This window comes from Aliamphritea ceti (genome assembly GCF_024347215.1).
Classification (GTDB): Bacteria; Pseudomonadota; Gammaproteobacteria; order Pseudomonadales; family Balneatricaceae; genus Amphritea; species Amphritea ceti.
The window spans coordinates 2,718,864-2,741,921 of record NZ_AP025282.1; the positions used below are offsets into that span (position 1 = coordinate 2,718,864).

General features: G+C 47.2%; 20 protein-coding genes and 1 riboswitch. Of the genes, 15 read left to right on the plus strand and 5 right to left on the minus strand.

Going from position 1 to position 23,058, the window contains the following annotated elements:
* Window positions 1-108: 108 nt before the first annotated feature.
* Window positions 109-504, plus strand: a complete 396-nt coding sequence (locus tag OCU49_RS12245; RefSeq protein WP_261840856.1) for a rhodanese-like domain-containing protein — start codon at window positions 109-111, stop codon at window positions 502-504.
* 114 nt (window positions 505-618) lie between these two features.
* Here OCU49_RS12245 and sigZ read toward each other — a convergent pair whose 3' ends face one another.
* On the minus strand, window positions 619-1,206 hold the full coding sequence (gene sigZ / locus OCU49_RS12250) for an RNA polymerase sigma factor SigZ (protein ID WP_261840857.1): 588 nt from the start codon (window positions 1,204-1,206) through the stop codon (window positions 619-621).
* Window positions 1,207-1,306: 100 nt separating this feature from the next.
* Window positions 1,307-2,278 (minus strand): permease, encoded by a 972-nt coding sequence (locus tag OCU49_RS12255; protein ID WP_261840858.1) that lies wholly within the window; start codon window positions 2,276-2,278, stop codon window positions 1,307-1,309.
* 279 nt (window positions 2,279-2,557) lie between these two features.
* On the opposite strand from OCU49_RS12255, the gene OCU49_RS12260 reads away from it, so the two are divergent.
* The 14 genes from OCU49_RS12260 to OCU49_RS12325 all read left to right on the plus strand — a co-directional run bounded on the left by OCU49_RS12260 (window position 2,558) and on the right by OCU49_RS12325 (window position 18,246).
* A complete protein-coding gene (locus tag OCU49_RS12260; protein WP_261840859.1) occupies window positions 2,558-2,869 on the plus strand; it encodes an ArsR/SmtB family transcription factor in 312 nt (103 codons plus the stop codon).
* Window positions 2,870-3,309: 440 nt separating this feature from the next.
* Window positions 3,310-5,040, plus strand: coding sequence for a type II secretion system ATPase GspE (gene gspE / locus OCU49_RS12265; RefSeq protein WP_261840860.1), 1,731 nt, complete (start codon window positions 3,310-3,312; stop codon window positions 5,038-5,040).
* 1 nt (window position 5,041) lies between these two features.
* A complete protein-coding gene (locus tag OCU49_RS12270) occupies window positions 5,042-6,262 on the plus strand; it encodes a type II secretion system F family protein (RefSeq protein ID WP_261840861.1) in 1,221 nt (406 codons plus the stop codon).
* 16 nt (window positions 6,263-6,278) lie between these two features.
* Window positions 6,279-6,731 carry a type II secretion system major pseudopilin GspG gene (gene gspG, locus OCU49_RS12275; RefSeq protein WP_261840862.1) on the plus strand — a complete coding sequence of 151 codons (453 nt, stop codon included), beginning with the start codon at window positions 6,279-6,281 and terminating at the stop codon, window positions 6,729-6,731.
* 23 nt (window positions 6,732-6,754) lie between these two features.
* Window positions 6,755-7,201, plus strand: coding sequence for a GspH/FimT family pseudopilin (locus OCU49_RS12280; protein WP_261840863.1), 447 nt, complete (start codon window positions 6,755-6,757; stop codon window positions 7,199-7,201).
* Window positions 7,194-7,607, plus strand: coding sequence for a type IV pilus modification PilV family protein (locus tag OCU49_RS12285; RefSeq protein ID WP_261840864.1), 414 nt, complete (start codon window positions 7,194-7,196; stop codon window positions 7,605-7,607). The genes OCU49_RS12280 and OCU49_RS12285 overlap by 8 nt, the downstream gene beginning before the upstream one ends.
* A complete protein-coding gene (locus OCU49_RS12290) occupies window positions 7,607-8,329 on the plus strand; it encodes a prepilin-type N-terminal cleavage/methylation domain-containing protein (RefSeq protein ID WP_261840865.1) in 723 nt (240 codons plus the stop codon). Before OCU49_RS12285 ends, OCU49_RS12290 begins: the two co-directional genes overlap by 1 nt.
* The gene (locus tag OCU49_RS12295) at window positions 8,304-9,245 is read left to right on the plus strand and encodes a type II secretion system minor pseudopilin (protein ID WP_261840866.1); all 942 of its coding nucleotides are present in this window, start codon (window positions 8,304-8,306) and stop codon (window positions 9,243-9,245) included. Before OCU49_RS12290 ends, OCU49_RS12295 begins: the two co-directional genes overlap by 26 nt.
* Before the next feature lie 35 nt (window positions 9,246-9,280).
* Window positions 9,281-10,390, plus strand: coding sequence for a PilN domain-containing protein (locus OCU49_RS12300; protein WP_261840867.1), 1,110 nt, complete (start codon window positions 9,281-9,283; stop codon window positions 10,388-10,390).
* Window positions 10,387-11,007, plus strand: a complete 621-nt coding sequence (gene gspM, locus OCU49_RS12305; protein ID WP_261840868.1) for a type II secretion system protein GspM — start codon at window positions 10,387-10,389, stop codon at window positions 11,005-11,007. Before OCU49_RS12300 ends, gspM begins: the two co-directional genes overlap by 4 nt.
* Window positions 11,004-11,624 carry a hypothetical protein gene (locus OCU49_RS12310; RefSeq protein WP_261840869.1) on the plus strand — a complete coding sequence of 207 codons (621 nt, stop codon included), beginning with the start codon at window positions 11,004-11,006 and terminating at the stop codon, window positions 11,622-11,624. Before gspM ends, OCU49_RS12310 begins: the two co-directional genes overlap by 4 nt.
* A gap of 21 nt (window positions 11,625-11,645) precedes the next feature.
* The gene (gene gspD, locus OCU49_RS12315) at window positions 11,646-13,799 is read left to right on the plus strand and encodes a type II secretion system secretin GspD (RefSeq protein WP_261840870.1); all 2,154 of its coding nucleotides are present in this window, start codon (window positions 11,646-11,648) and stop codon (window positions 13,797-13,799) included.
* 499 nt (window positions 13,800-14,298) lie between these two features.
* Complete coding sequence (locus tag OCU49_RS12320) at window positions 14,299-16,518, plus strand: hypothetical protein (protein WP_261840871.1); 2,220 nt, start codon at window positions 14,299-14,301, stop codon at window positions 16,516-16,518.
* A gap of 387 nt (window positions 16,519-16,905) precedes the next feature.
* Window positions 16,906-18,246, plus strand: a complete 1,341-nt coding sequence (locus tag OCU49_RS12325) for a hypothetical protein (RefSeq protein ID WP_261840872.1) — start codon at window positions 16,906-16,908, stop codon at window positions 18,244-18,246.
* A gap of 77 nt (window positions 18,247-18,323) precedes the next feature.
* Here the strand turns inward: OCU49_RS12325 and OCU49_RS12330 are convergent, their stop codons facing one another.
* The 3 genes from OCU49_RS12330 to OCU49_RS12340 all read right to left on the minus strand — a co-directional run bounded on the left by OCU49_RS12330 (window position 18,324) and on the right by OCU49_RS12340 (window position 22,954).
* Window positions 18,324-20,717 carry an Ig-like domain-containing protein gene (locus OCU49_RS12330; RefSeq protein ID WP_261840873.1) on the minus strand — a complete coding sequence of 798 codons (2,394 nt, stop codon included), beginning with the start codon at window positions 20,715-20,717 and terminating at the stop codon, window positions 18,324-18,326.
* Window positions 20,718-20,793: 76 nt separating this feature from the next.
* A riboswitch (cyclic di-GMP riboswitch) is annotated at window positions 20,794-20,880 on the minus strand.
* Window positions 20,881-21,192: 312 nt separating this feature from the next.
* Complete coding sequence (locus OCU49_RS12335; protein WP_261840874.1) at window positions 21,193-21,453, minus strand: hypothetical protein; 261 nt, start codon at window positions 21,451-21,453, stop codon at window positions 21,193-21,195.
* Between the two features lie 127 nt (window positions 21,454-21,580).
* On the minus strand, window positions 21,581-22,954 hold the full coding sequence (locus tag OCU49_RS12340) for a sigma-54 dependent transcriptional regulator (protein ID WP_261840875.1): 1,374 nt from the start codon (window positions 22,952-22,954) through the stop codon (window positions 21,581-21,583).
* Window positions 22,955-23,058: the final 104 nt, after the last annotated feature.

Consider the following 23,058-nt stretch of genomic DNA (forward strand, 5'->3'; position numbering starts at 1 on the left):
AGCGTCAGCTTAATAGCCGTCATCTTTTCCGTCGGGAGACGTCTTATAAGAAACATCAACAGAACAACGACGTGCTCAGTAGCAGTTAACACCAAAGGAAAACAACCAATGCAAACGATTACCAAAGGTATTAAGACACTAAAAGAAAAAGCCTACGAACGGGTTGAAGATATCTCACTTCAAGCTGCACTGGATCTTTATCAAAATGACGCATATGTATTTGTCGATGTACGTGAAGCAGAAGAGCGCCGCAAATCAGGCGTCATTCCCGGTGCATTTACCTGTACACGGAGCATGCTTGAATTCCTAATTGATCCGCAATGCCCAGCGCACAATCAGGTGTTTAATCAGGACAAAACCTATGTATTCTACTGTGCCCACGGGCTACGTTCGTTGTATGCGGCCCAACAAGCCAGTGACATGGGTCTGACACCGGTTAAAAACCTGGCAGGCGGTTTCGCAGCATGGGTTGAACATAATGGGAAGGTCGTGACTGAAGGGTAATGCAGACAGTTAAAGCATTCAGGAAAGCCTGATCAGCAGGCAGAATATTGAAAAATAAAAGCGCTGAATAGCGCTTTTAATTAAGTTTTCTAATAGCAGGGTATAGCAGAGAATTCACAAAGAAACGCTTGGTGGCAGGCAAATAGGGAGCAAGGTTTTGCAGCGTTCATATTTTTCAGGATTAACGTTGAAATCTAAAATATTGCCCCGTCGGTCAACTGAGATATCGCAGTATTCATTAAAAACCGCATACAGCATTTTACGGGCTTTCTGCACCCGGGACTTTAACGTTGAATAACTAATGCCTATATCTGCTGCATATTCCTTCTGTGAATGGCCCTTTATATCTATCGCGGTTAGCAGCGCAGCCATATCATCAGGTAAATCCCTGATCAGGGGAGCGACACAACGGCTAAAAACATGCTCGACATCTTCCGACTGATCCAGATACCACAAGTCTTCAGGATGTGGATTAAGGCGCTTATTACTATTTTTGCGATAAAAATCTATCACCATATTACCGGCAATCTTAAACAGCCATGCCTTGGTTTTCTCTTCAGACTTAAGTGTGTTCAAGTTTAAAAATGCCCGAAGACTGATCTCCTGCAGCAACTCTTCAACATCATCCGGATTGGATACTTTGGAATGTAGATACGCTTTAATATCTGCCTGATATTCAGACCACAGGGCATCAATCGTCATACATACTCCCCCTTGAATAAGGTTCGTCAGCTTAGAAGTTAAAGCGCTGAAGCTATAACAACTTCAGCGCGTGCAGATCAGATAAAAACTACCGGTACCGTCAGATAAACAGGTTGAACAACATACCTGCGAAGATAGCCATACTCAGAATCACCACCAGAAATGCAGCAATCATCTGGTTTTTGAAAATCGCCTTAAGCAGAATCACTTCGGTCAAACTTGCTCCGGCACTGCCAATAATCAGCGCCATAACAGAACCTAGTGCCATGCCTTTCTTTACCAGCGCAGCACTCAGAGGGATGACAGCTTCAGCACGGATATACAGAGGAATACCAATAACAGCAGCAATCGGAATCGCGTACCAGGTTGCCTCACCGGCATACTTTGCAATCAGATCTGTAGGGATAAAGCCGTAGATGAATGAACCTAAGCAAATACCCAGCAGCAGATAAGGTACGACCTGCTTAAAGTCCTTCCAGGTTGCTTTCCAGATACGTACCCAGCGGCTTTCAGTTGCTGCCGGCGCAGAAGAACAAGCAGACGCAGTATCAGAAGCGCCGCATGCACTTTCAGTAGCCTTAGCTGAGCTGGCACCACAACCGCTTGCTGTTGGCATTTGGTAAGCCTCTTCACGTACATAACGCTCAAAACCAAGCTTCTCGAGTACAAAACCTGCGGTTACGGATACCACCAGGGCAACGCTGAAGTACATAACAGCAACCTGCAAACCAAAGGTAATCACGAACAGACCGATAATAACCGGGTTCAGTAACGGACTTGAGAACAGAAAGACCATCATTGGTCCAAAGCCAGCCCGTGCCCGCAATAAACCTTTCAGGAAGGGAATAGTAGAACATGAACAAAACGGCGTAATAGCGCCAAGCAGGGCAGCGATTACATAACCTTTACCGTTTCGTGAACTCAGGATCGACTGAATCTTTTCCGGCGTAATGAATTCCTGTAATACGCCAACCAGATAACTGATAGCCAGGAACAGCAAGGTTAACTCAACAGCGAGAAAGGCAAACATGCCAAGCGCATCTTCAAGCATCTGCACGATTTCAGGGGACATATAAGTACTCCAAAAGATAAATTAAACTATATTTCCAGAATTATAGAAATATAATTCAGCGAGTCAATAAATATTTCGACACATATAGAAACGTTGAGAATCTTAATTATGTTCAACTTCAGAGTAATAAGATGAAAAAGAAGGCTTATCTATTTGATATAAATATAGAAGTATATTTATATTTTGATCAGACAGCACTCTTTCATAAGAGCCAACCATTCCTTTGCGTTTTAAAAACACTTCGATTAATATCGAAATAGTTTAACGAGGAAGACAACAATGCAAACAAGCATCGCAGCAAAGCGCCTGGCCGAACTTGGTCATGAAACTCGCTTAGAAGTGTTTCGGTATCTGGTCAAAGCCGGACACCAGGGCGTACCTGTAGGTGAACTGCAAACAAATCTCAGCATTCCAGGTTCGACTCTGTCGCACCATATAAGCCGTCTGGTATCGGTAGGCCTGGTAGAACAGCGCCGGGAAGGGCGTGTACTTTATTGTGTTCCACAGTACGACAAACTTCTGGCACTGGCGACTTTTCTGATTGATGAGTGTTGCAGTAAGGAAAGCAACGAAACAGGCACTGATGCCTGAACTTAACAGCCACCTTACATTGGTACAGCGTCACCCAAACAGTCAGCATTTGACCATCAGGCAACGAATCTTCCTTAAAAAGGCATGGCCTTCCTGAAAACCCAGGTTACAACTGGCTTGATTCAACCCTATAAAATCTGTCCCTAAGCAAGACTTATTTAAGCTACTGGATATTCATCGTCGTCAGAATTTCAGTTTACAGATGAATTATTTACCAACTTTACCTCGTCCAGACCCGACCGCTTCAACCTGTTTTTATCACAGAATGATTCCTCAAGCTTAATGCTACCGGCCTTGTAATTTTCATGCTGTTTCAGTAATAGCGGCTATTATTTGAACTACTGTTCTGTAAATGACCAGTTTGAATTATCCCGAAAAGGATGGGTTTCAAACAGTATCAACTTCTGCCCATCCATATTCATAAAGCGGAGGGAAGTTAGATGCAACCAACCGTTGCCGGTGCTGTTCCCACCATTGACAGTAAATCGTTGGGGCAGGCCCTGGTAAGTAGCGGCTCCCTGACAGAAAAAGATTTGCAACGCGTGTTGCAGATGAAATCTTCCAATGCTGACAACACTCCTATATCCAGTCTGCTGATCCGCCTCGGTCTGGTCTCAGAAACGACCATGTCGCAACAGTTGGCAGCACTACTAGACTTACCCCTGATCAGCGCTAAGCAATTCCCGGATGAGCCTTTACTCAGCGAACACTTATCGTTCCGCTTTCTTAAAGAACATTGCGCTTTACCTATTGCCCTTCAGGACGACTCCTTACAGGTAGCTATTGGCCGTCCGGGTGAAGCCTTTACGCTGGCTGCACTCAGGCATGCAAGTGGCTATGAAATTGAGCCCTGCATCGGCGTTTGTACTGAACTGGAAAATGCGATTGAGCGGCTTTACGGTGAAGGCAACAGCCAGATGGGGAATATTCTGGCGGAGGTTAGCCCTGATACGAATGATGAAGACCAGGATATAGAGCAGCTAAAGGATATGGCCAGTGAAGCCCCAGTCATCCGGCTGGTTAACCTGATCATCCAACGGGCCGTAGAATCAAGGGCTTCGGATATCCATATTGAGCCTTTTGAGAACAGTCTGAAGGTCCGTTACCGGGTTGATGGGGTGTTGCATGACAGTGAAGCGCCACCGGTCAACATGTCTCCTGCGGTAATTTCACGGGTTAAACTGATGGCAAAACTGAACATAGCCGAAAGACGTTTACCCCAGGACGGCAGAATAGAAATGCGCCTGCAGGGTAAGGATCTGGACATCCGTGTCTCCACAGTGCCTACCATGTTTGGGGAAAGTGTTGTGCTACGTTTACTTGACCGTGAAAGCGTTGCACTTGATTTCGATACCCTGGGTTTTGATGCCGGACTGTTACAACAACTGAATACGGTACTGAACATTCCTCACGGTATGCTCATAGTCACCGGGCCAACAGGCAGCGGTAAAACCACCACTCTCTACACTGCCCTGAATCAGCTGAATACTGAAACCAGTAAACTGATCACCGTTGAAGACCCTGCTGAGTATCATCTGGAAGGAATTAACCAGATTCAGATAAAACCAGCCATAGGCCTGACATTTACCAGTGCGCTGCGCTCTATTGTACGCCAAGACCCCGATGTGATTATGGTGGGGGAGATGCGGGACCTCGAAACTGCCCGTATCTGTGTTCAGTCAGCCCTTACCGGGCATATTGTCCTGTCCACTCTGCATACCAATGATGCTGCCAGCAGCATTACCCGTCTTCTGGAGATGGGAATAGAGGAGTATCTCCTGACCTCTACACTGAATGCTGCTATTGGCCAGCGTCTTGTCAGAAAACTTTGCCCGCACTGCCGTGAGGCGTACACACCACTATCAGAGATTATTCGTGAAATGGGGCTGGATAATCTCCATTCGGGGTCTGACTCCCCCATGCAGTTATATCATCCTGTTGGCTGTCAGCATTGTGCAGACAGCGGTTACAAAGGGCGGTTGGCAATTATCGAGTTACTTGTAATGGATGATGAGCTACGCCGACTGGTGTTGCAACGGGCGGACGCCGGCACACTGATGAAGCAGGCACGGGCCAGCGGCATGCACAGTATGTACGAAGATGGCTGTCGGAAAGCGCTGCAAGGACACACCAGCATCGAAGAAGTTATCCGCGTCACGCAGGAGTCCTGATATGCCTTTGTTTGCTTACCGGGCCGTGACTACAGAAGGCGAAGAGAAAGCCGGCACGCTGGATTCAGCCGATGAAAGCAGCGTGGCTCACAACCTGCAGTCTCAGGGGCTGATTCCCCTTAGTATTGCCCTGTCCAAACAAGGCTTTGATCTGCACCGACTGCTTAATACGCCAGTCGGAGGCAATAACTTCAGCAAGGCGCGTCTGTTAATTTTTACTGAGCAGCTGGCTGACCTGATGCAGGCGGGCATCTCTCTCGACCGGGCTCTTGAAATCATGATTGATGTCAGTGATGACCCCAAGCTGCATGAACGCACAGTGCCAATTCAGGAAGGTGTCAGGCGAGGGCAGCCATTATCCGGCGTACTGGCCGAACAACCGGAAATATTCAGCCATTTCTATATCAGCATGATTCAGGCTGCGGAAGCTTTTGGCGATCTCGGTAAAGGGCTGAAAAATTTGGCGGCCTATCTGGCCCGCAGCCAGGCACTGCGCGACAAATTGTTATCGGCGCTGATTTATCCAGTCATTTTAGTCGCCGTTTCAGTCATTTCGCTGCTGATTATTCTAACCTACGTTGTCCCGCAGTTTGAGCAACTGTTTGCCGGCATGGATAAAGCACTACCAGTCTCTACAACAGTTGTACTCGGCGCTGCCAGCTGGATGCAAACCTATGGTTTATGGGCCATAGGCGGAATACTACTTGGTATCGTATTGCTACGATATCAGCTACAGACAGCTGCCCACCGGCAACGCTGGGACAGTTTAAAGCTGCGCCTGCCATTATTAGGACGTCTTATCCAAAGTGTGGAAACAGCGCGTTTTTGCCGTAGTCTCGGGACCTTGCTCAACGGAGGAGTACCACTCTTAAGCGCTATGGGCATTGCCCGCCAAACCCTGACCAATACTCAGATGATTAACTCGGTTGATCAGGCAACATCGGAGCTTAAAGCAGGCAAACACCTTACTCAGCCATTACAAAACACCCGGCGCTTTCCATCACTGGCAATTCAGATGATTCAGGTAGGCGAGGAGACAGGCCAGCTCGATGAAATGCTGATAAAAGTTGCCGATCTCTACGACCGTCAGGTGGCCAACCAAACCGAACGTTTACTCGCAGTGCTTACCCCGGCACTGATTGTCGGGCTCGGCATCATAATTGCGGGCATCATTATTTCAATTCTGGCCGCCATTATGAGTATCAACGATATTCCTATCTAACGTAGGAGGAGCTGTTATGTATACGCACCGGATAAAGCGCCGGATATTTGAGAAACCTGCTGTAACCAAAGGATTCACCCTGTTAGAGATTCTGGTGGTGCTAGTCATTCTGGGATTACTCGCCAGCCTGGTCGGGCCTCAGGTGTTTAAGCAACTGTCAGGTTCAAAGGTGAAAACAGCGGCCTTACAGATTGGAGAACTGTCATCGGCACTGGATCTGTATCGCCTTGAAGTAGGCCGCTATCCGAGCACAGACCAGGGCCTGGACGCACTTATCAAGCAGCCTTCCGGGATTGATAACTGGAACGGACCTTATTTAAAAAAATCTGTAGTACGGCTGGATCCCTGGGGTAATCCCTATACCTACCGGTATCCGGGAGAGCATGCCGAGTTTGATTTGTATTCCTACGGTGCTGATAACAAGGAGGGCGGCGAAGATGAGAATCAGGACGTTGCCAACTGGCAGTAAGCCGCTGGCCCGGGAGTAACAAAATGCGCGGGCACGATCAGCTGGGATTTACCTTACTTGAGCTATTAGTGGTACTAGTCATAGCAGTGATGGCAACCACATTGGTAGCCCCTGGCTTTAGCCAGGTGACTGAGCGAATGGCCTTACGGGGCGACAGCCAGAAAGTCGCCGCGTTGTTGCGCTTTGCCCGCAGCGAATCCATCGCTCAAGGCAGCAAAATAAGCATAGAATTACAGCCTGAAACAGGCACGCTGCTGATATACAGCCAGCAGGCAACTTCCGTATACCCGGTTGAATCCAGAACAGACATATCACTGACCGGAAACCGGAATGAATCTGTACTGAGTAATCGTATTCTGTTTTTCCCTGACGGCAGCTCAAGCGGTGGCGGCATCCACCTGAGATCACCGGCCGGGCACTATCAGATAGTAGTCGACTGGCTGACCGGCAGGGTGGAAGTTGATGGCTAATCACAGTAAACCTTTCACCCGGCAAGCTGGATTTACCTTACTGGAAGTATTGGTCGCATTCCTACTGCTGAGCATAGCCCTGACACTGATAATGAATATTTTCTCAGGCAGCATGCACAATCAGGTAACAGGTGCAGAATACCGTAAAGCTTTGCAACACGCTGAGTCTCGTATAGCAGATGTCACTTCTGAAACAACGCTACGCCCAGGTCGTGACCAGGGATGGATCGATGACAAGTACCGATGGGAGGTAGAAATAGAAGACTGGCAATATCCGGATTATGACCCCGCCGAACCTTATGAACTGGAACCGCTTAGTATCAGCGTTACTGTCATCTGGGGGGACGTAAAAGAACGACAGGTTAGGCTGCATACCGTTAAGCTGATCCGTACGGAGCCGCTGTAATGTCTGCCCTGCATGAACAAATGAAAGGATTTACACTGGTCGAGGTTCTGGTGGCACTGACCCTGACAGGCCTGATCATGATACTCATCACTGTTGGTCTGAACCTTGGAGTAAGGAACTGGGAAAGTATCATCAATATCCAGGGTGAACAGAACCGTCAGCAAAGTGCTCAGTGGATGCTGAGAAAGCTCATTGGTCAGGCACGTAATGAAGTACTTTATGATCAGGGCGGTGAAAGCATGATCGCCTTTGAAGGTCATCCAGATGAAGTTACCTTTGTCGCGCCTTTGCCCGGTGCCAGTGACTTTAACAATCTCTACTGGATCAGAATCGCACTGGAATCTGATGATAATGGCATGCCAACACTGCAATTAAGCTATCTGACCTATCACACCCAGCAATCAATTAAAGCGGGGGTATCTGAGCAAATTCGCATTCAGGAAGGGGATGACCAGCCTTACCTGATTGATCTCGCCCGCGATCTTTTGCAGTTCAGTGAAAACAAGGTAAATCTGCTTCCCAGCCCGGGTAGCCGGTTAGAAATCGACTACCGGCATAATCCTGATGACCTGTCACCGCGTTGGGAAACCGAATGGAAAAAGCAAAAGCAGCTTCCGGATCTGATCAGAGTACGATTCTTTAATGAGCAGGAGAGCATCTCGACAGAACTGATGATTAAACCTCAGGTACATAACTATGAAGTTAAGCAGTTGGCGTTGTAACAAGTATCTCGCATGCAGCTCTTCCGGCTTTGTTCTGGTCATGGTGTTGTGGTTGTTAGTTCTTTTATCAATGATCGCTATGCACCTCTCACTGATTACCCGTACAGAAACAAAGCTTTCAGTCAATCTGCTAAGCCATACGCGGCTCAGTTACGCTGCTGATGCCGGTGTTAACTGGGCCGTTATAAACTTATCTTTAGACCCTGAGTCCCGCTGGCTGGCGGACAGCAGTTTACAGTTAATGATGTTGGGTGACATTGAAGTTGAAGTCAGATTACAGGATGAAAACGGAAAGTTTGACCTGAACCAAACGGGTCAGGAACAGCTGGAAAGGCTCTTCATTGCTGCTGGGGTTGAGCCTGAAAAAAGTAATTTCCTGGCAAATGCAGTACTCGACTGGCGCGACCAGGATCAGTTACGCCGCCTCAACGGAGCAGAAGACGACGACTATATTGCCGCCGGACTCTCGTATGAGGCAAAGGATGCAGAATTTGAATCAATCACTGAACTGCGTCAGATTCTGGGGATGGAAGAGTGGATCTTCGAGGCCATTTCCGGCGCTGTTACCGTCTATTCACGCCAACGTCAGATCAACCCTCAGGTAGCGCCCAGACTGGTGTTGCTGGCTTTTCCAAATGCCACCGGAGTGGCTGTTGATCAATATATTCTGAAAAGGCGGGAACGTCACGATATTGAACAGCCTGCACCGGCACCACCGGAATTTATTGATAAATTTCTTCCACCAACTTTACAAGGTGTCTACTACACTATTCATACAAAAGCTTCTGAGGCAGAGCATGCCCAAGCTTTCAAAGACGTGGTTATCAGAAAGAGGACGGGGCCTCTGGGTAATCATGAGGTACAAAGTATCCGTATTCCAATCCCGTCTGAAGGAACACAGCAAAGAGAGGAATAATTGCTACTGGTTACCGAAAATAAAGGATAACCAACATGGATAAGCCAGACAGCAGCTCCGTTATAAAAACTAATGTCGGCCAATTACTGCAACAGCTACAAAATTTCTGGAAGTGGTGGAGCACAGAACTGCTTGAACTCATGCCGGAGAAGCTCAGGCATAATTTAATTAACCGTGGTCAGTATCTGATCACCGAGCTCCAGCAGCAAGAATGCAGCTTTAGGTATGGCAACCGCGGCCAGCTTTCCTTACTGGGTAGTATGTCTCTCGATGACCATTCTCCTGAATCCTCCAGCCGCTACGGTTCCTTTGCCAGAGAAGCTGATCAGATAATCCTGTTACTTCCTCCTGAATACCTGCTTGAAACCGAAATAAGCCTGCCCCGTGCCACTGAGAGCAATTTGTCTGAAGTTCTCAAATATGAAATTGACCGTTATACCCCCTTCAGGGCAGAAGAGATTTACTATGGCTACCGGATACTTACAGATACTGATAAAAATACAGCACAAATACATGTGGCCCTCAAACTGATTACCCGCAAAACACTCGATCCTGTTCTGGAAACACTGGCAGGCTGGGGCGTGTCACCGAATGTCGTAGCGCCATCAGCTGAGCAAAGTAACCACCTTTACAGTATGAACCTGTTACCAAGTGCTCACTCAGAAACCACAACATCAGGGATTGGGGTTTTCTGGCGCTTCAGCCTGATCATCCTGCTACTGATAGCACTGGTAACACTCCCGTTTTATTTCCAGCAACAACAACTGGCGTCCCTAAAGCACTCATTAAAAGAGCCCAAAATTGCCGCTGAGCAGGCCCGTAAAGTAGAGCAGGAACTCAGAATACTCAGCCAAAGCCGCTCGTTTTTCAGTGAAAAACAGCAATCCACTTATTCAACACTGGATTTTCTCAAGCAGCTAACCGAAATACTTCCGGATCATACCTGGATTAACCAGCTACAGATTGACGGGCAGGAACTTCGCCTTCAGGGAGAGTCTCGCCAGGCTTCAACGTTGATAGGCATGCTTGACCAGTCACAGCTAATGACCGACGTTGCCTTTACGTCACCAGTGACACTCAATCCACGCACCCGCAAAGAACGGTTTGTTATCAATGCCCGCTTGCCAACGGAGTTAGCGCCATGAATCACAGGCGCACGTCCTTTAATCGCTACAGGGTAGCGGCACTGGCGCTACTACTGGTGTCAGTTGCACTGATTTACTGGCTCTTAATCTCACCGCTGTTAAGCCGTTATCTGGAAACACACAGCGAGATTCAGCAAATGGAGCATGAATTACTGGTCTACCAACGGGTTGCTTCTGAACTGGATAATAACCAGACAAAGCTTAAAGAATTACGTGCAGCCACACCTGTAACAGATCAGTACCTGCGGGAGCCAAAACCCAGTCTGGCCGCTGCCCAGTTACAACAGATGATCAATACAATGATCTCCCGCACAGGCGGACAACTGGTCAGTACGAGCATTAATAACCGGCCACAGAATGAACCTTTGCAGGCAGTCAGCATTAAAGTACATCTGAGAACCGAAATAGATGATCTGGTTAAAGTCCTGTATTCCATTGAGCATAACCGTCCGGTTCTTTTTACCGATGATCTGGTGATTCGCTCAACGATCCGTACCGGGCCTGACAAAGTGGTAACCAGCCGAGGCAAGGCCAAAAGCCGTGTGCGGGTTAGGGTACCAACCCTGGATGTACAGTTTAATGTTACCGCCTACACACTAGCGGAGGGCGGGATATGAAAAGCTTACTACCTGCTCAACGCATCAAAAAGCTTCTGCTGCTCCTAATCTTCTTTAGTAGTTCAGTAGCACTTTTGCACGCTGAAGAAGCCAGTATCGATGCTGTTAGACAGGAAATAACAGACACAAATACGGCACAGATTCCGGCGGCTACAGAAGCAAATACCGCACAAGAGACTGTGGCCAGTCCCACAGCAACGCTCGGTGATTATCGCAGCATCAGTGAACGGCCACTGTTTCACTCATCAAGACGTCCACGGCCAGATGCCAATGGCAATAAGAATCCGGGGGACCTGTCACAGAAATGGCGATTAAGCGGCATCATTCTTCAGCAAGGTAGCCCCATCGCGTTGTTTTCATCCAAAGAGCAGGGAGGTACTGCACGTCGGATAGAAGCAGGCATGCCACTTGAACGTCGCTGGTTACTGGATGAGGTTGGTCCTGATTATGCGCTTGTCAGCGACGGCGATGAACAGGTGCGTTTTGAGCTGTGGCAACCAAGAGCAGTCTCTATACCGAATGCTGAGCCAACAAAACAACCGGAAGACAGTAAAGCCAGCCGGACAAAGCTAAAGCCACTAATAGTGGAAAAGGCAGTTAATCAAAAGACAGATTAACAACTGCCGAGGATGGAAGTAATGAATAATCTCTCAACAAGAACAATAATGCTCATTGTCAGTTGTTATCTCATTTACGCCTGTAGCATGACGCCGGGAGGACAGCGTCAGACACTTGATAATCCCTGGCACACTGACAAATCTGACACTCAGCAAACACAAACCACCTCAGAAAAGGCGCAACCGAACAAAAAGGCTAGCTCCGCAATAGCATCGCGTTTTTCAAACCAGGGAAGCCTTAACGAAACCGCCAGACCTCCCAGTTTTGAAATATATGAAGGTCATGGCGTAATGGTTGGCGACAACTCACCAGACTCGGTATCAAATCCCGTTCAGGGAGAAATCACCATGAATTTCCAGGGTGCTGAAATCAGCGAAGTTATCAAAACCATTCTGGGCGACATCCTGCAAAAAAACTATGTAATTGATGAGCAGGTCAGAGGCACGGTGCACATGAAGACCAGCCAGCCGTTAATGCAGGATGAGTTAATTCCAACGCTGGAAGCCTTGTTACGCATCAACGGTGCGGTAATGCGTCAGTCTCGCAATTTTTTCGAAATAGTACCCGCTGAATCGGCACTTGATGCCGGATATTCACCCCGTACCGGCTTTGAAGCCGGCAGAGGCTATCAGGTAATGATTATGCCGCTACGATACATAGCCTCATCAGAAATGATGAAGATTCTTGAACCTCTGAAACCCAAACAGGGGTTGCTGGAAGTGGACAGTCGCCGCAACCTGCTGATTGTTGCCGGCTCCGCCGATGAGCTGTTAAATATTCAGGAAACCGTCAGAATATTCGACATTGATCAGTTAAAGGGGATGTCTGTCGGCTTATTTCGGCTTCAGACTGTCGCCGCTGATGTAATCATCGAAGAACTTGAAACCATTTTTGGTGACACCTCCGAAGGTCCGCTGGCCGGTTTTGTTCAGTTTCTGCCCATAGAGCGGCTAAATGCTTTGTTAGTCATTACGCCACAAAAAAAATACCTGCGCGATGTCAAAGTATGGATTAAGCGCCTAGACCGCGCAGAAGACCCTCGCGGCATGAATATGTACGTGTATTACGTGCAGAATGGTAAAGCTGAAAACCTTGCAGGAATGTTGTCTGAACTATTTGAAGGCCAGCGTCGCAGTCAGCAGGCCGCTGAGGGTAATACTTTGGCGAACAGAATTCGCCGCGCTAACGACTCTGATACAGAAGCAGGTTCCCAGACGTCACCAAGCCCTGCACAGGCCAGAGTAAGCTCAATAACAGCCTCTGAAGGTTCCAGCCTGGATGTCGGAGACGTGAGTATTATTGCTGATGAAGAAAACAATGCCTTACTGATCCTTGCCTCATCACTGGATTATAAAAAAGTTCAGCGGGCAATCGAGAAGCTGGATGTGTTACCTCTACAGGTGCTGGTTGAAGCGACCATTGTTGAAGTTTCGCTGGAAGATGAATTGCGCTACGGCTTGCAGTGGTTCTTTAAATCTACGTTAGATGGGAAATCTTCCCGTGGTTCTGTAGGTAACGTACCTATTCTGCAGCCAAGCAATTTCTTCTCCACCGCTAATTTTGAGGTTTTTGATGCCAACGGTACGCGTTTATTACTCAACGCACTGGCTGAAGATTCAAAATTAAATGTTATTTCTTCACCCACCCTTATGGTGCTGGATAATCATACAGCGACTATCCGAGTGGGTGATCAGGTACCGGTTCGAACATCTGAAACAACCTCAACCGTGAGCGATAACCTTAATACCACCAGCACCATCCAGTTCAGAGATACCGGGGTGCTGCTGGAAGTAACACCGAGAGTAAATGCCGGCGGAATGGTGGTTCTGGATATAAAACAAGAAGTAAATGATGTTGACCGGACCACAACGTCTGGCATTGATTCACCAACCATAATACAGCGTCAGATCGAAACCAGTGTTGCAATACAGAGCGGTGAGACATTGGTGCTCGGAGGCCTGATTAAAGAAAATCGCGATACCGGCAGCGGAGGGGTACCAGGTCTGCGCCATGTACCAGTCGTCGGTTGGTTTTTTGGTAGCGAACGAAAAAGTGTCAGCCGTACCGAGCTGGTTGTGATGATTACCCCAACCGCAGTCACGGATAAAGAAGAAGCCCGTGACGTGACACGTGAATACCGCCAAAAGCTTAAAGGCGTTCAGTTTCCATTGTAAACGCTTTGCTGCCGGTACGGTCCCGTACCGGCCACTTTACACTTCTGATTCATTCCTAATAGATGTATTAGCTCACATATCAAAAATAACTCACTGATAAATATAGAAATGTATCCTTGGTTAATTTCATAACACGCATATTTTGTTATTTCAAACAGAGGCTGTAACGACCTTGTTACATTGATCACAAGCTTTTGTACATCAGCTGTACATTTAACAATATTTTCAAAAAAACAAATCAAGAAAATCTATATAAATCTGAAAGTTACAGATTGGCACAGCGATTGCTGCCTTATTGGCGCTACGTTAGCTGCCAGATCACTCAGTCTGAATACACACAACAAATTGCAACAGAACCTCCCAACCGGGAAACGCAGGCAGGGTAGCCAAACAAAATAAAGCAGGACAACAACCTCAAACTTGAGACAAGCGCAATTTAATTTTGTCGATGCGAATGCCTCTGTGGCAATTATTTCCTGCGGAATTGGTGAGGTGAAACATGAAACAAATAACACTCTTCAGATACATAAAGGCATGGCTCTTAGCATGCTTTATGTGTCTGGCGTCTTTCTCAGCATTCGCTGTGCACGACGGTTCCTTCCAACTCGAAGGTAATGCTGTAGATAATGGTGCTGCAGCCGAACCCGATGACTGGGAAACCCTCTATGATGACTTAATTAACGGAACAAATAACGGTAACGATGACGTATTCTCATTTGTCTCTGAGAATGCGGATATTTCCATCTTCGGCGGTGGTAACAAAGATATCCACGATGTCAGTGACTGGAGCTGGGGAGACGGTTCAGTACCGGATAAAAGTGACATCCGTGATGCCTTCGCCGCCGCATATAACGAAAACGGCGACCTGACGGTCTACTTCGGTGCTGACCGCTTTGCAAATGCCGGTGATACATTTCTGGGCTTCTGGTTCTTCGTTGAAGAAGTAGGCATTATTGATGACCCGCAGGACCCGGATTTTGGACAGTTTTCCGGCAACCATACATCAGCCACCTTCAGTAACGGCAAGTACTCCAACGGTGACGTACTGGTGCTGGTCAACTTCCCGCAGGCCAACAATGCTGTACCTTTAATTCAGGTACTGGTATGGGATGAAACCTGTCCGAAAGCCGCTAGCAATAACCCTGGCCCTTTAGACTGTGCCGCCAGAAACCTACGCTTAATTGAAGGTCAGTCCGGTGCCGGTGCAATCTGTGGTGGCCCGGGTGCCGATCTGGCCTGTGCTGTATCAAATGATGAAAATGGCCCGAATGATCCTACTGACAGTCCATGGCCCTATACCTCAAAAGACGGTTTTGTTAACCAATTCCCATATGAAACCTTCTTTGAAGGGGGGATTAACATTACTGAACTGGTCGGCGGTAACGGCTGCTTTGCCAGCTTCATGGCAGAAACCCGTTCTTCCAGTTCTTTTACAGCTCAGCTGAAAGATTTCATTACCGGCGCCTTCCCGCTATGCGGTTTTGAAGTCGATAAGTTCTGTGAAGCCGATATTAACGGTGACGATACTGAAGTAACCGTAAGCTTTGCCGGTAACATTGATAATACCGGTGTGGCTTCTCTGTCAATTGACCTGACTGATACTGCTCCGGGCGGTGTCGCTGTATTTGATGCATTCTGCATAGATACCGGCGGAGACGGTTGTGACGGTGGCGATACAGCTATCACCAACACCGGTACCGCAGGTGAACCGACTGTTGTAGTCCCAGGTGGTACTGTGGTTCGTTACGAAGGCCATTACACAGTGGCCAATCCGGATCTGTCAGATCTGAACTTTACGGATACAGTCACTGCGGAAGCATACTCAACCACCGGTGGTGGTGCGCTGATCGATACCAAACAGGCAATCGCTGACTGCTTCGCGGCGAACCCAACCATTGATGTGACTAAAAACTGTACGGCTGCGTTAATCAATAATGATACCTATCAGGCAACCCTGAGCGGTACGGTTGAAAACACCGGTAACGTACTGCTGTCGAGTGTTGACCTTGCTGACGTCGCAACCGATGGCTCAGGTATTACACCAAACAACTTTGTTGCCTGGTATGAGTCTGTAGCTGTTAACGGTATCCAGGACGCAGGTGAAGCTAGCCTCACGCTGGGCAGCGGAACCATGGCAATTGGTGATCTGGTGGCTTATACCGGTTCACTGACCAAAACGGATGACACTAACCATTCAGATACAATTACAGCCAGTGCAGATTATCTGGTTGATAATGTAGTGGATGATTCCACCAGCGATACTGCCAGTGTACTCACATGTGGCCTGGCACCGTTACGCGATCTGACCATTGTAAAAGAGTGTGGTACCCAGGCCGATCCTGACGGGGTCGCACTGATTGCACACCAGGGTGCACTGGCCGTTGAGGTCACTAACCTGATCACGGTCACTAACTCCGGTGATACCAGCGATCATGAGGATCTGAATGTACTTCTGAGTGACACCCTTGCTGAAACGGTTATGAAAGTCAGTGGTCCTGCCGGAATGTCATGTACTAATGCTGGCTGCAGTGGCCGGTTAGATGTAGGTGAGACTCTGGTAATCAAAACCACTTACCTGCCAGATGCAAGCCTTGGCCCAATCGTTGAGCAGGGCACAGCAACATTCACCAACACTGCTACTGCCGCATATTCAGGCGTTCTGACCCAGGGCGACCCTGAAGACAAGTCTGACAGTGCAACCTGTGAACTGTGTAATTAATATGATTACTCAGTAATACAGAGGCATAACATAGCGGGGGCATCTGCCCCCCGCTTTTATGTTTTTTACTTCAGCTTTTTTCCTGATTTTCAGCATCAAAAGAAAGCCGTTTCATCATCTTTACATATAGTTAACGGTTAATAAGCCATGTGTAAATCCTGCCTTACTAAGTGGCCATAAATCACGCCAACGCTTTAAAATTACCGATAACTATCAACAGCTTATATTAATGGCACATTATATGCTGGCTATTTAAAAAGTGCTGTAATCAGGCTTGTTCGGGGGAATATTGTTTCAGCGCTTAAAGAAGGAGGGCAGTGTTTGTGCGTCCTCTAAGGGCTGTCAGAGTGAACTGACAGCAGTCTTTAACTGAATGGAGGACAAGCCATGTCTGAATCAAAAAATGACTACAGTGGCTGTATCGGTGGCACATACAGACACAACCTTTGGAGTATTGCCATGGGTGGCGTATGTGCCATGTTTCTTTCCGCTTCTGTCAGCGCGCATCACTCGGGCTTTCAGGACCGGGCCGGCTCACCAAGCGTGCCGGGCAATATTCAGCCTCATGTCTATGAGGGTAACCCGACCTGTTCCGACCTGAGTGAAATGCAGGGAATCGATGGCTTACTGGAAGTTAAGCTACATCCTGAACAGTATCTCTCAAACCCTTATGTCGACATTACTCTGGGAAGCGGTAACACGTTTTCATGGTCAAATTTTAATGGCCAGATACAGGGGATTTTTGTAAAAGGCGGGCCGATCGGCGGCAACATGTATGATTACCGGGGAACAGGCATTAGCGCCGACGGCAATCTGCATTCACCGTTGCACCCCCGACAGAATAAATTTAGCGGTCTGAGCCATATTTCATTCTGCTATCTACCTGGAAGCCCGGACATTACCGTTGAGAAAAGCTGTCCTTCAGCACCGCAATTGCTTAATAACGGTGTAGACGGAGCCCGTTACACGTACGAAGTTAAAGTAACTAACAGTGGTGATGGAGTACTTGATAACTTCATGGTCGATGATTCACTGACAAGTGTAGCCAGCTGTAATATAACCAATGTGCCTCAACAACTGGGTGAAGACGCAATGGCCACAATCAGTGTGGTTTGTGATTCAGCCACACCGTTGCCTAACAATGGTTATAACGAAGTGACCGTAACAGCTGATACTGAATTTGGTCACCAGCCAACCGTGAGCGATGACAGCAACGCAAGTTGCCCTGATTTCGCGCCACCAAGTGTGGTTATCGAGAAAAGCTGTGCTGATCCGATGATACGTTTAGTCGAAGTAGATACCGGTGAAGCAACTATTCTTGGCGTACAGGCCTGTGTTGATATCCGTGTTACCAATAACGGTAATGATGAAACACTGACCAATGTTGTTCTGGTAGATGACATTGCTCTTGACCAGAACCTGCCGATTAATGATCTGGCACCGGGTGCCTACAAAGATCTGAATATCTGCTACTACCCAAGTATGCCTACCGGAGAAACATTGCTGCATGGTGACGGCATCTATTCACCGTTCACTGTGTATATGCAAGGGGAAACCCCTGAAGCTCTGTTCTCTAATACAGCAGTTGTGATGGCAGAAGGTGTCTTCTCAGGAGCACAAGTCTCCGATGATGATGATGCCCATTGTTCAATCTGTGTATCCAACACACCAGGTTTACCATCCGAGTGTCCCAGCCCGGATATGAACCCTTACCTGTTAACTGAGTAAACTGAGCAATTTATAACCGGCCCATATGGGCCGGTTTTTTTATGGGACTAATTTTTATGTGACTAAAAAGGAGGGAGTTATTTTTTACGGCCTTTGCCTTTGCTACCGCCATCACTTCCATCACCTCCATCAGTTCCACCAGACGATAGCTGAACGTTCACTGATGCCGTTGCGGTATCTTCTCCATCGCTGATGGTATAAGTAAAACTGTCGGAGCTTTTAAAACTCTTATGCGGCGAATAAATAAGCACACCGTTGCTAACACTAACTGTGCCTTTATTGCCCTGGGTGAAACCTTCGACAGTAAGTCCATCATTTTCCGGATCATAATCATTATCCAACACAGCAATCTGAACCGTGGTTTTACTGCTGATCTCTACCAAATCCGCAACTGCTACCGGCGCTTTATTCGATGATACAGCGTTTACTGCAACAGACACTGTCGCACTGTCAGTACCACCGTTACCGTCACTGATGCTGTAATTAACAATCGCAGTACCGGTGAATCCGTTTGCTGGGGTAAATACAAGCTGATTACCACTGATAGTCACATTTCCCAGCGAGCTGTTGGCCGCAGTAATCGTCAGGCTGTCACCGTCAGTGTCACTGTCGTTGTTTAATACGGCAATCGTCACAGCTGTTCCGGCATTCGTGCTGGCACTGTCATTTTTAGCTACAGGCGCAGTGTTCTGACTGCTCGCCGTGACAGTAACAGTAACCGTTGCGCTGTCAGTCCCGCCCTGACCATCAGAGAGTGTGTAGCTGAAGCTTTCAGCACCACTGAAGCCACTGGCAGGCGTAAACATAATATTTCCGCCACTGATCTGAGCAGAGCCATTAACCCCTGAAACAGATGTGATACTCAGGCTGTCGCCGTCAGCATCCGTATCGTTAGCCAAAACATTGACTGTTACTGAAGTGTTCGCGTTGGTTGTCGCACTATCGTTCACCGCAACAGGCGCTGTATTGGTGTCCGGTTCTGGATCAGGCGTTGTACCATCCAGAGAAACGCTGATACTGATACCGTTACTGTTATTAGACAGCGGTGTGATTGAGATACCTGACACATCATCGATGTAGGTCTGACCAACTTCCAGTGCAGCATCCCGGAAATCATAACTGCTGAAGCTGGTAATACTGTCCGGTGTCATGTCCAGCAGATAGCTGCTGTTACTTTGAGCACCTGTAGCACGGTGAACAATCACACCGTTTGCAAGATTTTCAGGATAACGCTGATAGCCGTCTTCAAAATGTTCCGCATCAAAACCAATTGGCTGACGGTATTCCAGGTAATACCAGACCGTATCACCTGTTGCAGCATCTGTACCGGCCGCAATTTTAAGCGCCTTGCTTTCTAACGTATTGGATTCAAGAGGGGCGATATCATAAACTCCTGATGATGTAACAGTAGTCACCGCCGGTGACTGACCATAACCAAGCCAGCCCAGTAATGATTTGTTAAAAGCATTCATGTGACCGACATTGGTGCCCATGATGTCTAACAAGTCGCCATAGGTTGATGACTGACAGTTACTTTCAAGTACACCGCTTTCACAGTTAAGACTGTGGGCATGAGACAGGCCAAGGTTATGGCCAAATTCGTGCGCTACTATGCTCAAAGACAGAGGAGAACTGATCCAGGCGCGGGATACACCGTTACTGCCCACGGTACCTGCATTGGTTGAGCAGGCACTGTTCGGAGGGATCATGTACATAATGTGTTCGTAAGCAGAAAGATCGACACCGGCATCTGTAGCGGCTTGATCCACCTGCAGATGATAATTAGACGGACAGGTGGTATTGCCGTCCAGAGGCAGGGTAGTCCAGTTATACACGTCACCGGTCAGCCAAGTCTGATTGTATGAAGCTTCCTGTACAAAATCGTTTACCGGGCCAAATACATTGTCCCGAATTTGGGATGTGGTCCAGGGCTTATCCTGAGGAGCATCCTGGAAATTCACCAGAAAGACTGCTGTTTTACGCTCCCCAAAGGTATTTTGCATAATTCCGGCTGTGCCACCATTACTACCACCGGTTGCCCCCATGATCAGTATATCGTCACCGCTTTCAACAGCTATCTGCTCATCATTATTCTTGCCTTTGAATGCCCAGCCACGCACTCGCGCTTTCTGACCACTGTGCAATGCCTTTTGCTGACCAAAAACATGCAGCGGGAAACGGTTATTATCGGTAACTAAAAAATGGCTGAGCTGATGGCTGCCGTCCGGAAAGTCCTCGTATACCTGTTCTATCGAACCTTCCAGCTCAAGCCGGCTTTCCAGCTTTTCCCGGATATGAGCGGGCATACCTTTTGCGGGAGCAATCTGCGAATCAGATAAGCTACTGTGGGAAGAGTGAGAAGAGTGGGAATGAGAAGAGGCTGAAACCTCTACACCTGATAAACCGACGCAAGACGCGAAGCCCAGCGTACCTAAAGCACGCACGAATGAGTTGCCTGATATTAAAGCCATGAGAATCTCTGTTAAAAAATTTATAACGAAAGATCCTCTGCAACTTCAGGCTGCAAGGAAGGGGTTAATTCTCTCTTTCGGCAGTTCGGCGGTCCCACGAAACAACTACTGGGGATCCGTAACTTTGCGATACCTGATTACTCAGGCTGTGCCTTTGTCTGGAGAGGATCTTTCTATACTGTACTTCTACTGTTCATCAGTAGATCCTTTCATTCCGTATGGCTATTTCACCTGTAATGTAAGTAAACTTTAATGCTGTTTACTTACACATGATGTCCTGTATCAATTGGATGCCTGTTTAGCCTGCTCGCAGTATTAACTGTTAAAGCTGTGTTACACCCTGTAAACCGGATGCAATACTAGCAGCTAAAACTGTACAAGTCTTATACAGTTGTTGAATAGAAACTGTACAGTTTTGTATAAAATGTGATCGGAAGAGTAGGGATAAATATGGAAAGTTTGGAGTCCAACACGACTATTTTGATTGATGATGAGGATAATCGGAATGCCAGTCTTCTGAGAGTTCGTCCCAAAAAACAATATAAGGTGCAGAAGACCAGTGAATAGAGTGGTGGATAGCGCGCTGCTGATGGCGCCGGAGATCTTGTAAAAGTGCCTGATTCCACTTAGGTGTGGAATCATCAGAATCAATTAATACAGGCAGCTTGCTTGAATAATCTTCACGAAGAGACTTATTCGATACAGCCTGATTAATTACTGTGCCAGTGACTCGCATTGCTGCTTACCTCCTTATACTTATAGCAATGCAATGATCGAGCCATCAAAAAAAGTACTAATAAAACAACACATTAAGTAAATAACGAACATGAAACCGGTTCAATATGTTTCATGAGCTATACAATTTATACCTCTAATCGATATTTCTTAATCAGGCGGTAAAGTGTCACTCTGGATATACCAAGAGATTTAGCCGCTTTAGAGATGTTTCCCTTAACGTAATGCAAAGTACTGCGAACAGCGAGCGCTTCTGCTTTATCACGGGCGGTATCCAGCGAAACTATTTCATGATCAACATTCTGGTTCGACATACCAAGATCATCTGAAGTGATCAACCGGTTGTCACTCATGATAAGCGCCCTGCGAATACGGTTGATCATCTCGCGGATATTACCAGGCCAACTGTAATTACTCATCGTGTACAGCGCCTGTTTAGAAAACCCCTTACAATGAGCATTATATTCTTTAGCAAAATGGCGATAAAAATACTTTGCCAGCAATTCTATATCCTCAAAACGTTCAGCAAGAGTAGGAATATGGATGTTAACGACATTAAGACGGTAGAAGAGATCTTTGCGAAAGCGACCGTCTTCGACAGCTTTCTTTAGATCAACATTCGTCGCTGCAATAATCCGGGTATCAACCTTAAAAGTTTCACTTCCACCCAATCGCTCAATTGTCTGTTCCTCAAGAAAGCGTAATAAATAAACCTGCAACGGCATAGGCAGATCGCCAATCTCATCCAGAAAGCATGTGCCATTATGTGCTGACTCAAGACGCCCAATCGTACGTGCATGTGCACCGGTAAACGCACCTTTCTCATGACCAAATAATTCAGAATGAATCAAAGTGTCAGGTAACGCACCGCAGTTAATAGCCACGAAAGGGCCTTCACAACGGGAGGAGCGCTGATGTATTGCCCTGGCAACCATTTCCTTACCCGTTCCTGTTTCACCAGAAATGAGCACAGAAGCATCAACTACGCAGATCTTCCTTATCATTTCGAATATTCGACGCATAGGCTCGCTGGCGCCAACCATCTCACTGGTCTTGATAAAATCTTCTTCACGTTCACTGGCCACACGCAGCAGTGAAATACCATAAGCATGGCCCATAACCGCTTTCAGATTAACAAGACTGCTATCCAGCGGCAGGGTAAAGTAGTCATAAAAATTTTCATAAATAAGTGTTCGTAAACGACTGTCTTCCAGGTCACCTTCTTCAACTAAAGCAATCCAGACCGTGCCATATTCATAACCTATCAGATTGATAATATTTTCACGTTGCTCATCCGTCAGGTAACTGAGATAGACCATACCGACCAGATAATGCTGGTTACTGATTAAGTTTTTAGCCCTGTATTCAGAAGTAACCCGGTCAACAGACCAGTCCGAAAACGGGAATCGATTAATGTTGTACTGGTGCTTATCCGCCAGATCGAGATAAACCGCTTTTCTTACATTACCACCAGCGGTAGCACCTTGAATGAATGTATCCATGGTGCTGTTTAACTTCCTGTCGAGGATTTTTATTATTTTTAAAACGCTTTTGTTTCACGAAGCGCAAGCATAATTCTAGTAACGGATCCTGCTTTGTGGGTGAA

Coding starts and splice junctions, on each gene's coding strand:
- OCU49_RS12245 (WP_261840856.1), top strand. CDS start 109: ATGCAAACGATTACCAAAGGTATTAAGACACTAAAAGAAAAAGCCTAC.
- sigZ (WP_261840857.1), bottom strand. CDS start 1,206: ATGACGATTGATGCCCTGTGGTCTGAATATCAGGCAGATATTAAAGCG.
- OCU49_RS12255 (WP_261840858.1), bottom strand. CDS start 2,278: ATGTCCCCTGAAATCGTGCAGATGCTTGAAGATGCGCTTGGCATGTTT.
- OCU49_RS12260 (WP_261840859.1), top strand. CDS start 2,558: ATGCAAACAAGCATCGCAGCAAAGCGCCTGGCCGAACTTGGTCATGAA.
- gspE (WP_261840860.1), top strand. CDS start 3,310: ATGCAACCAACCGTTGCCGGTGCTGTTCCCACCATTGACAGTAAATCG.
- OCU49_RS12270 (WP_261840861.1), top strand. CDS start 5,042: ATGCCTTTGTTTGCTTACCGGGCCGTGACTACAGAAGGCGAAGAGAAA.
- gspG (WP_261840862.1), top strand. CDS start 6,279: ATGTATACGCACCGGATAAAGCGCCGGATATTTGAGAAACCTGCTGTA.
- OCU49_RS12280 (WP_261840863.1), top strand. CDS start 6,755: ATGCGCGGGCACGATCAGCTGGGATTTACCTTACTTGAGCTATTAGTG.
- OCU49_RS12285 (WP_261840864.1), top strand. CDS start 7,194: ATGGCTAATCACAGTAAACCTTTCACCCGGCAAGCTGGATTTACCTTA.
- OCU49_RS12290 (WP_261840865.1), top strand. CDS start 7,607: ATGTCTGCCCTGCATGAACAAATGAAAGGATTTACACTGGTCGAGGTT.
- OCU49_RS12295 (WP_261840866.1), top strand. CDS start 8,304: ATGAAGTTAAGCAGTTGGCGTTGTAACAAGTATCTCGCATGCAGCTCT.
- OCU49_RS12300 (WP_261840867.1), top strand. CDS start 9,281: ATGGATAAGCCAGACAGCAGCTCCGTTATAAAAACTAATGTCGGCCAA.
- gspM (WP_261840868.1), top strand. CDS start 10,387: ATGAATCACAGGCGCACGTCCTTTAATCGCTACAGGGTAGCGGCACTG.
- OCU49_RS12310 (WP_261840869.1), top strand. CDS start 11,004: ATGAAAAGCTTACTACCTGCTCAACGCATCAAAAAGCTTCTGCTGCTC.
- gspD (WP_261840870.1), top strand. CDS start 11,646: ATGAATAATCTCTCAACAAGAACAATAATGCTCATTGTCAGTTGTTAT.
- OCU49_RS12320 (WP_261840871.1), top strand. CDS start 14,299: ATGAAACAAATAACACTCTTCAGATACATAAAGGCATGGCTCTTAGCA.
- OCU49_RS12325 (WP_261840872.1), top strand. CDS start 16,906: ATGTCTGAATCAAAAAATGACTACAGTGGCTGTATCGGTGGCACATAC.
- OCU49_RS12330 (WP_261840873.1), bottom strand. CDS start 20,717: ATGGCTTTAATATCAGGCAACTCATTCGTGCGTGCTTTAGGTACGCTG.
- OCU49_RS12335 (WP_261840874.1), bottom strand. CDS start 21,453: ATGCGAGTCACTGGCACAGTAATTAATCAGGCTGTATCGAATAAGTCT.
- OCU49_RS12340 (WP_261840875.1), bottom strand. CDS start 22,954: ATGGATACATTCATTCAAGGTGCTACCGCTGGTGGTAATGTAAGAAAA.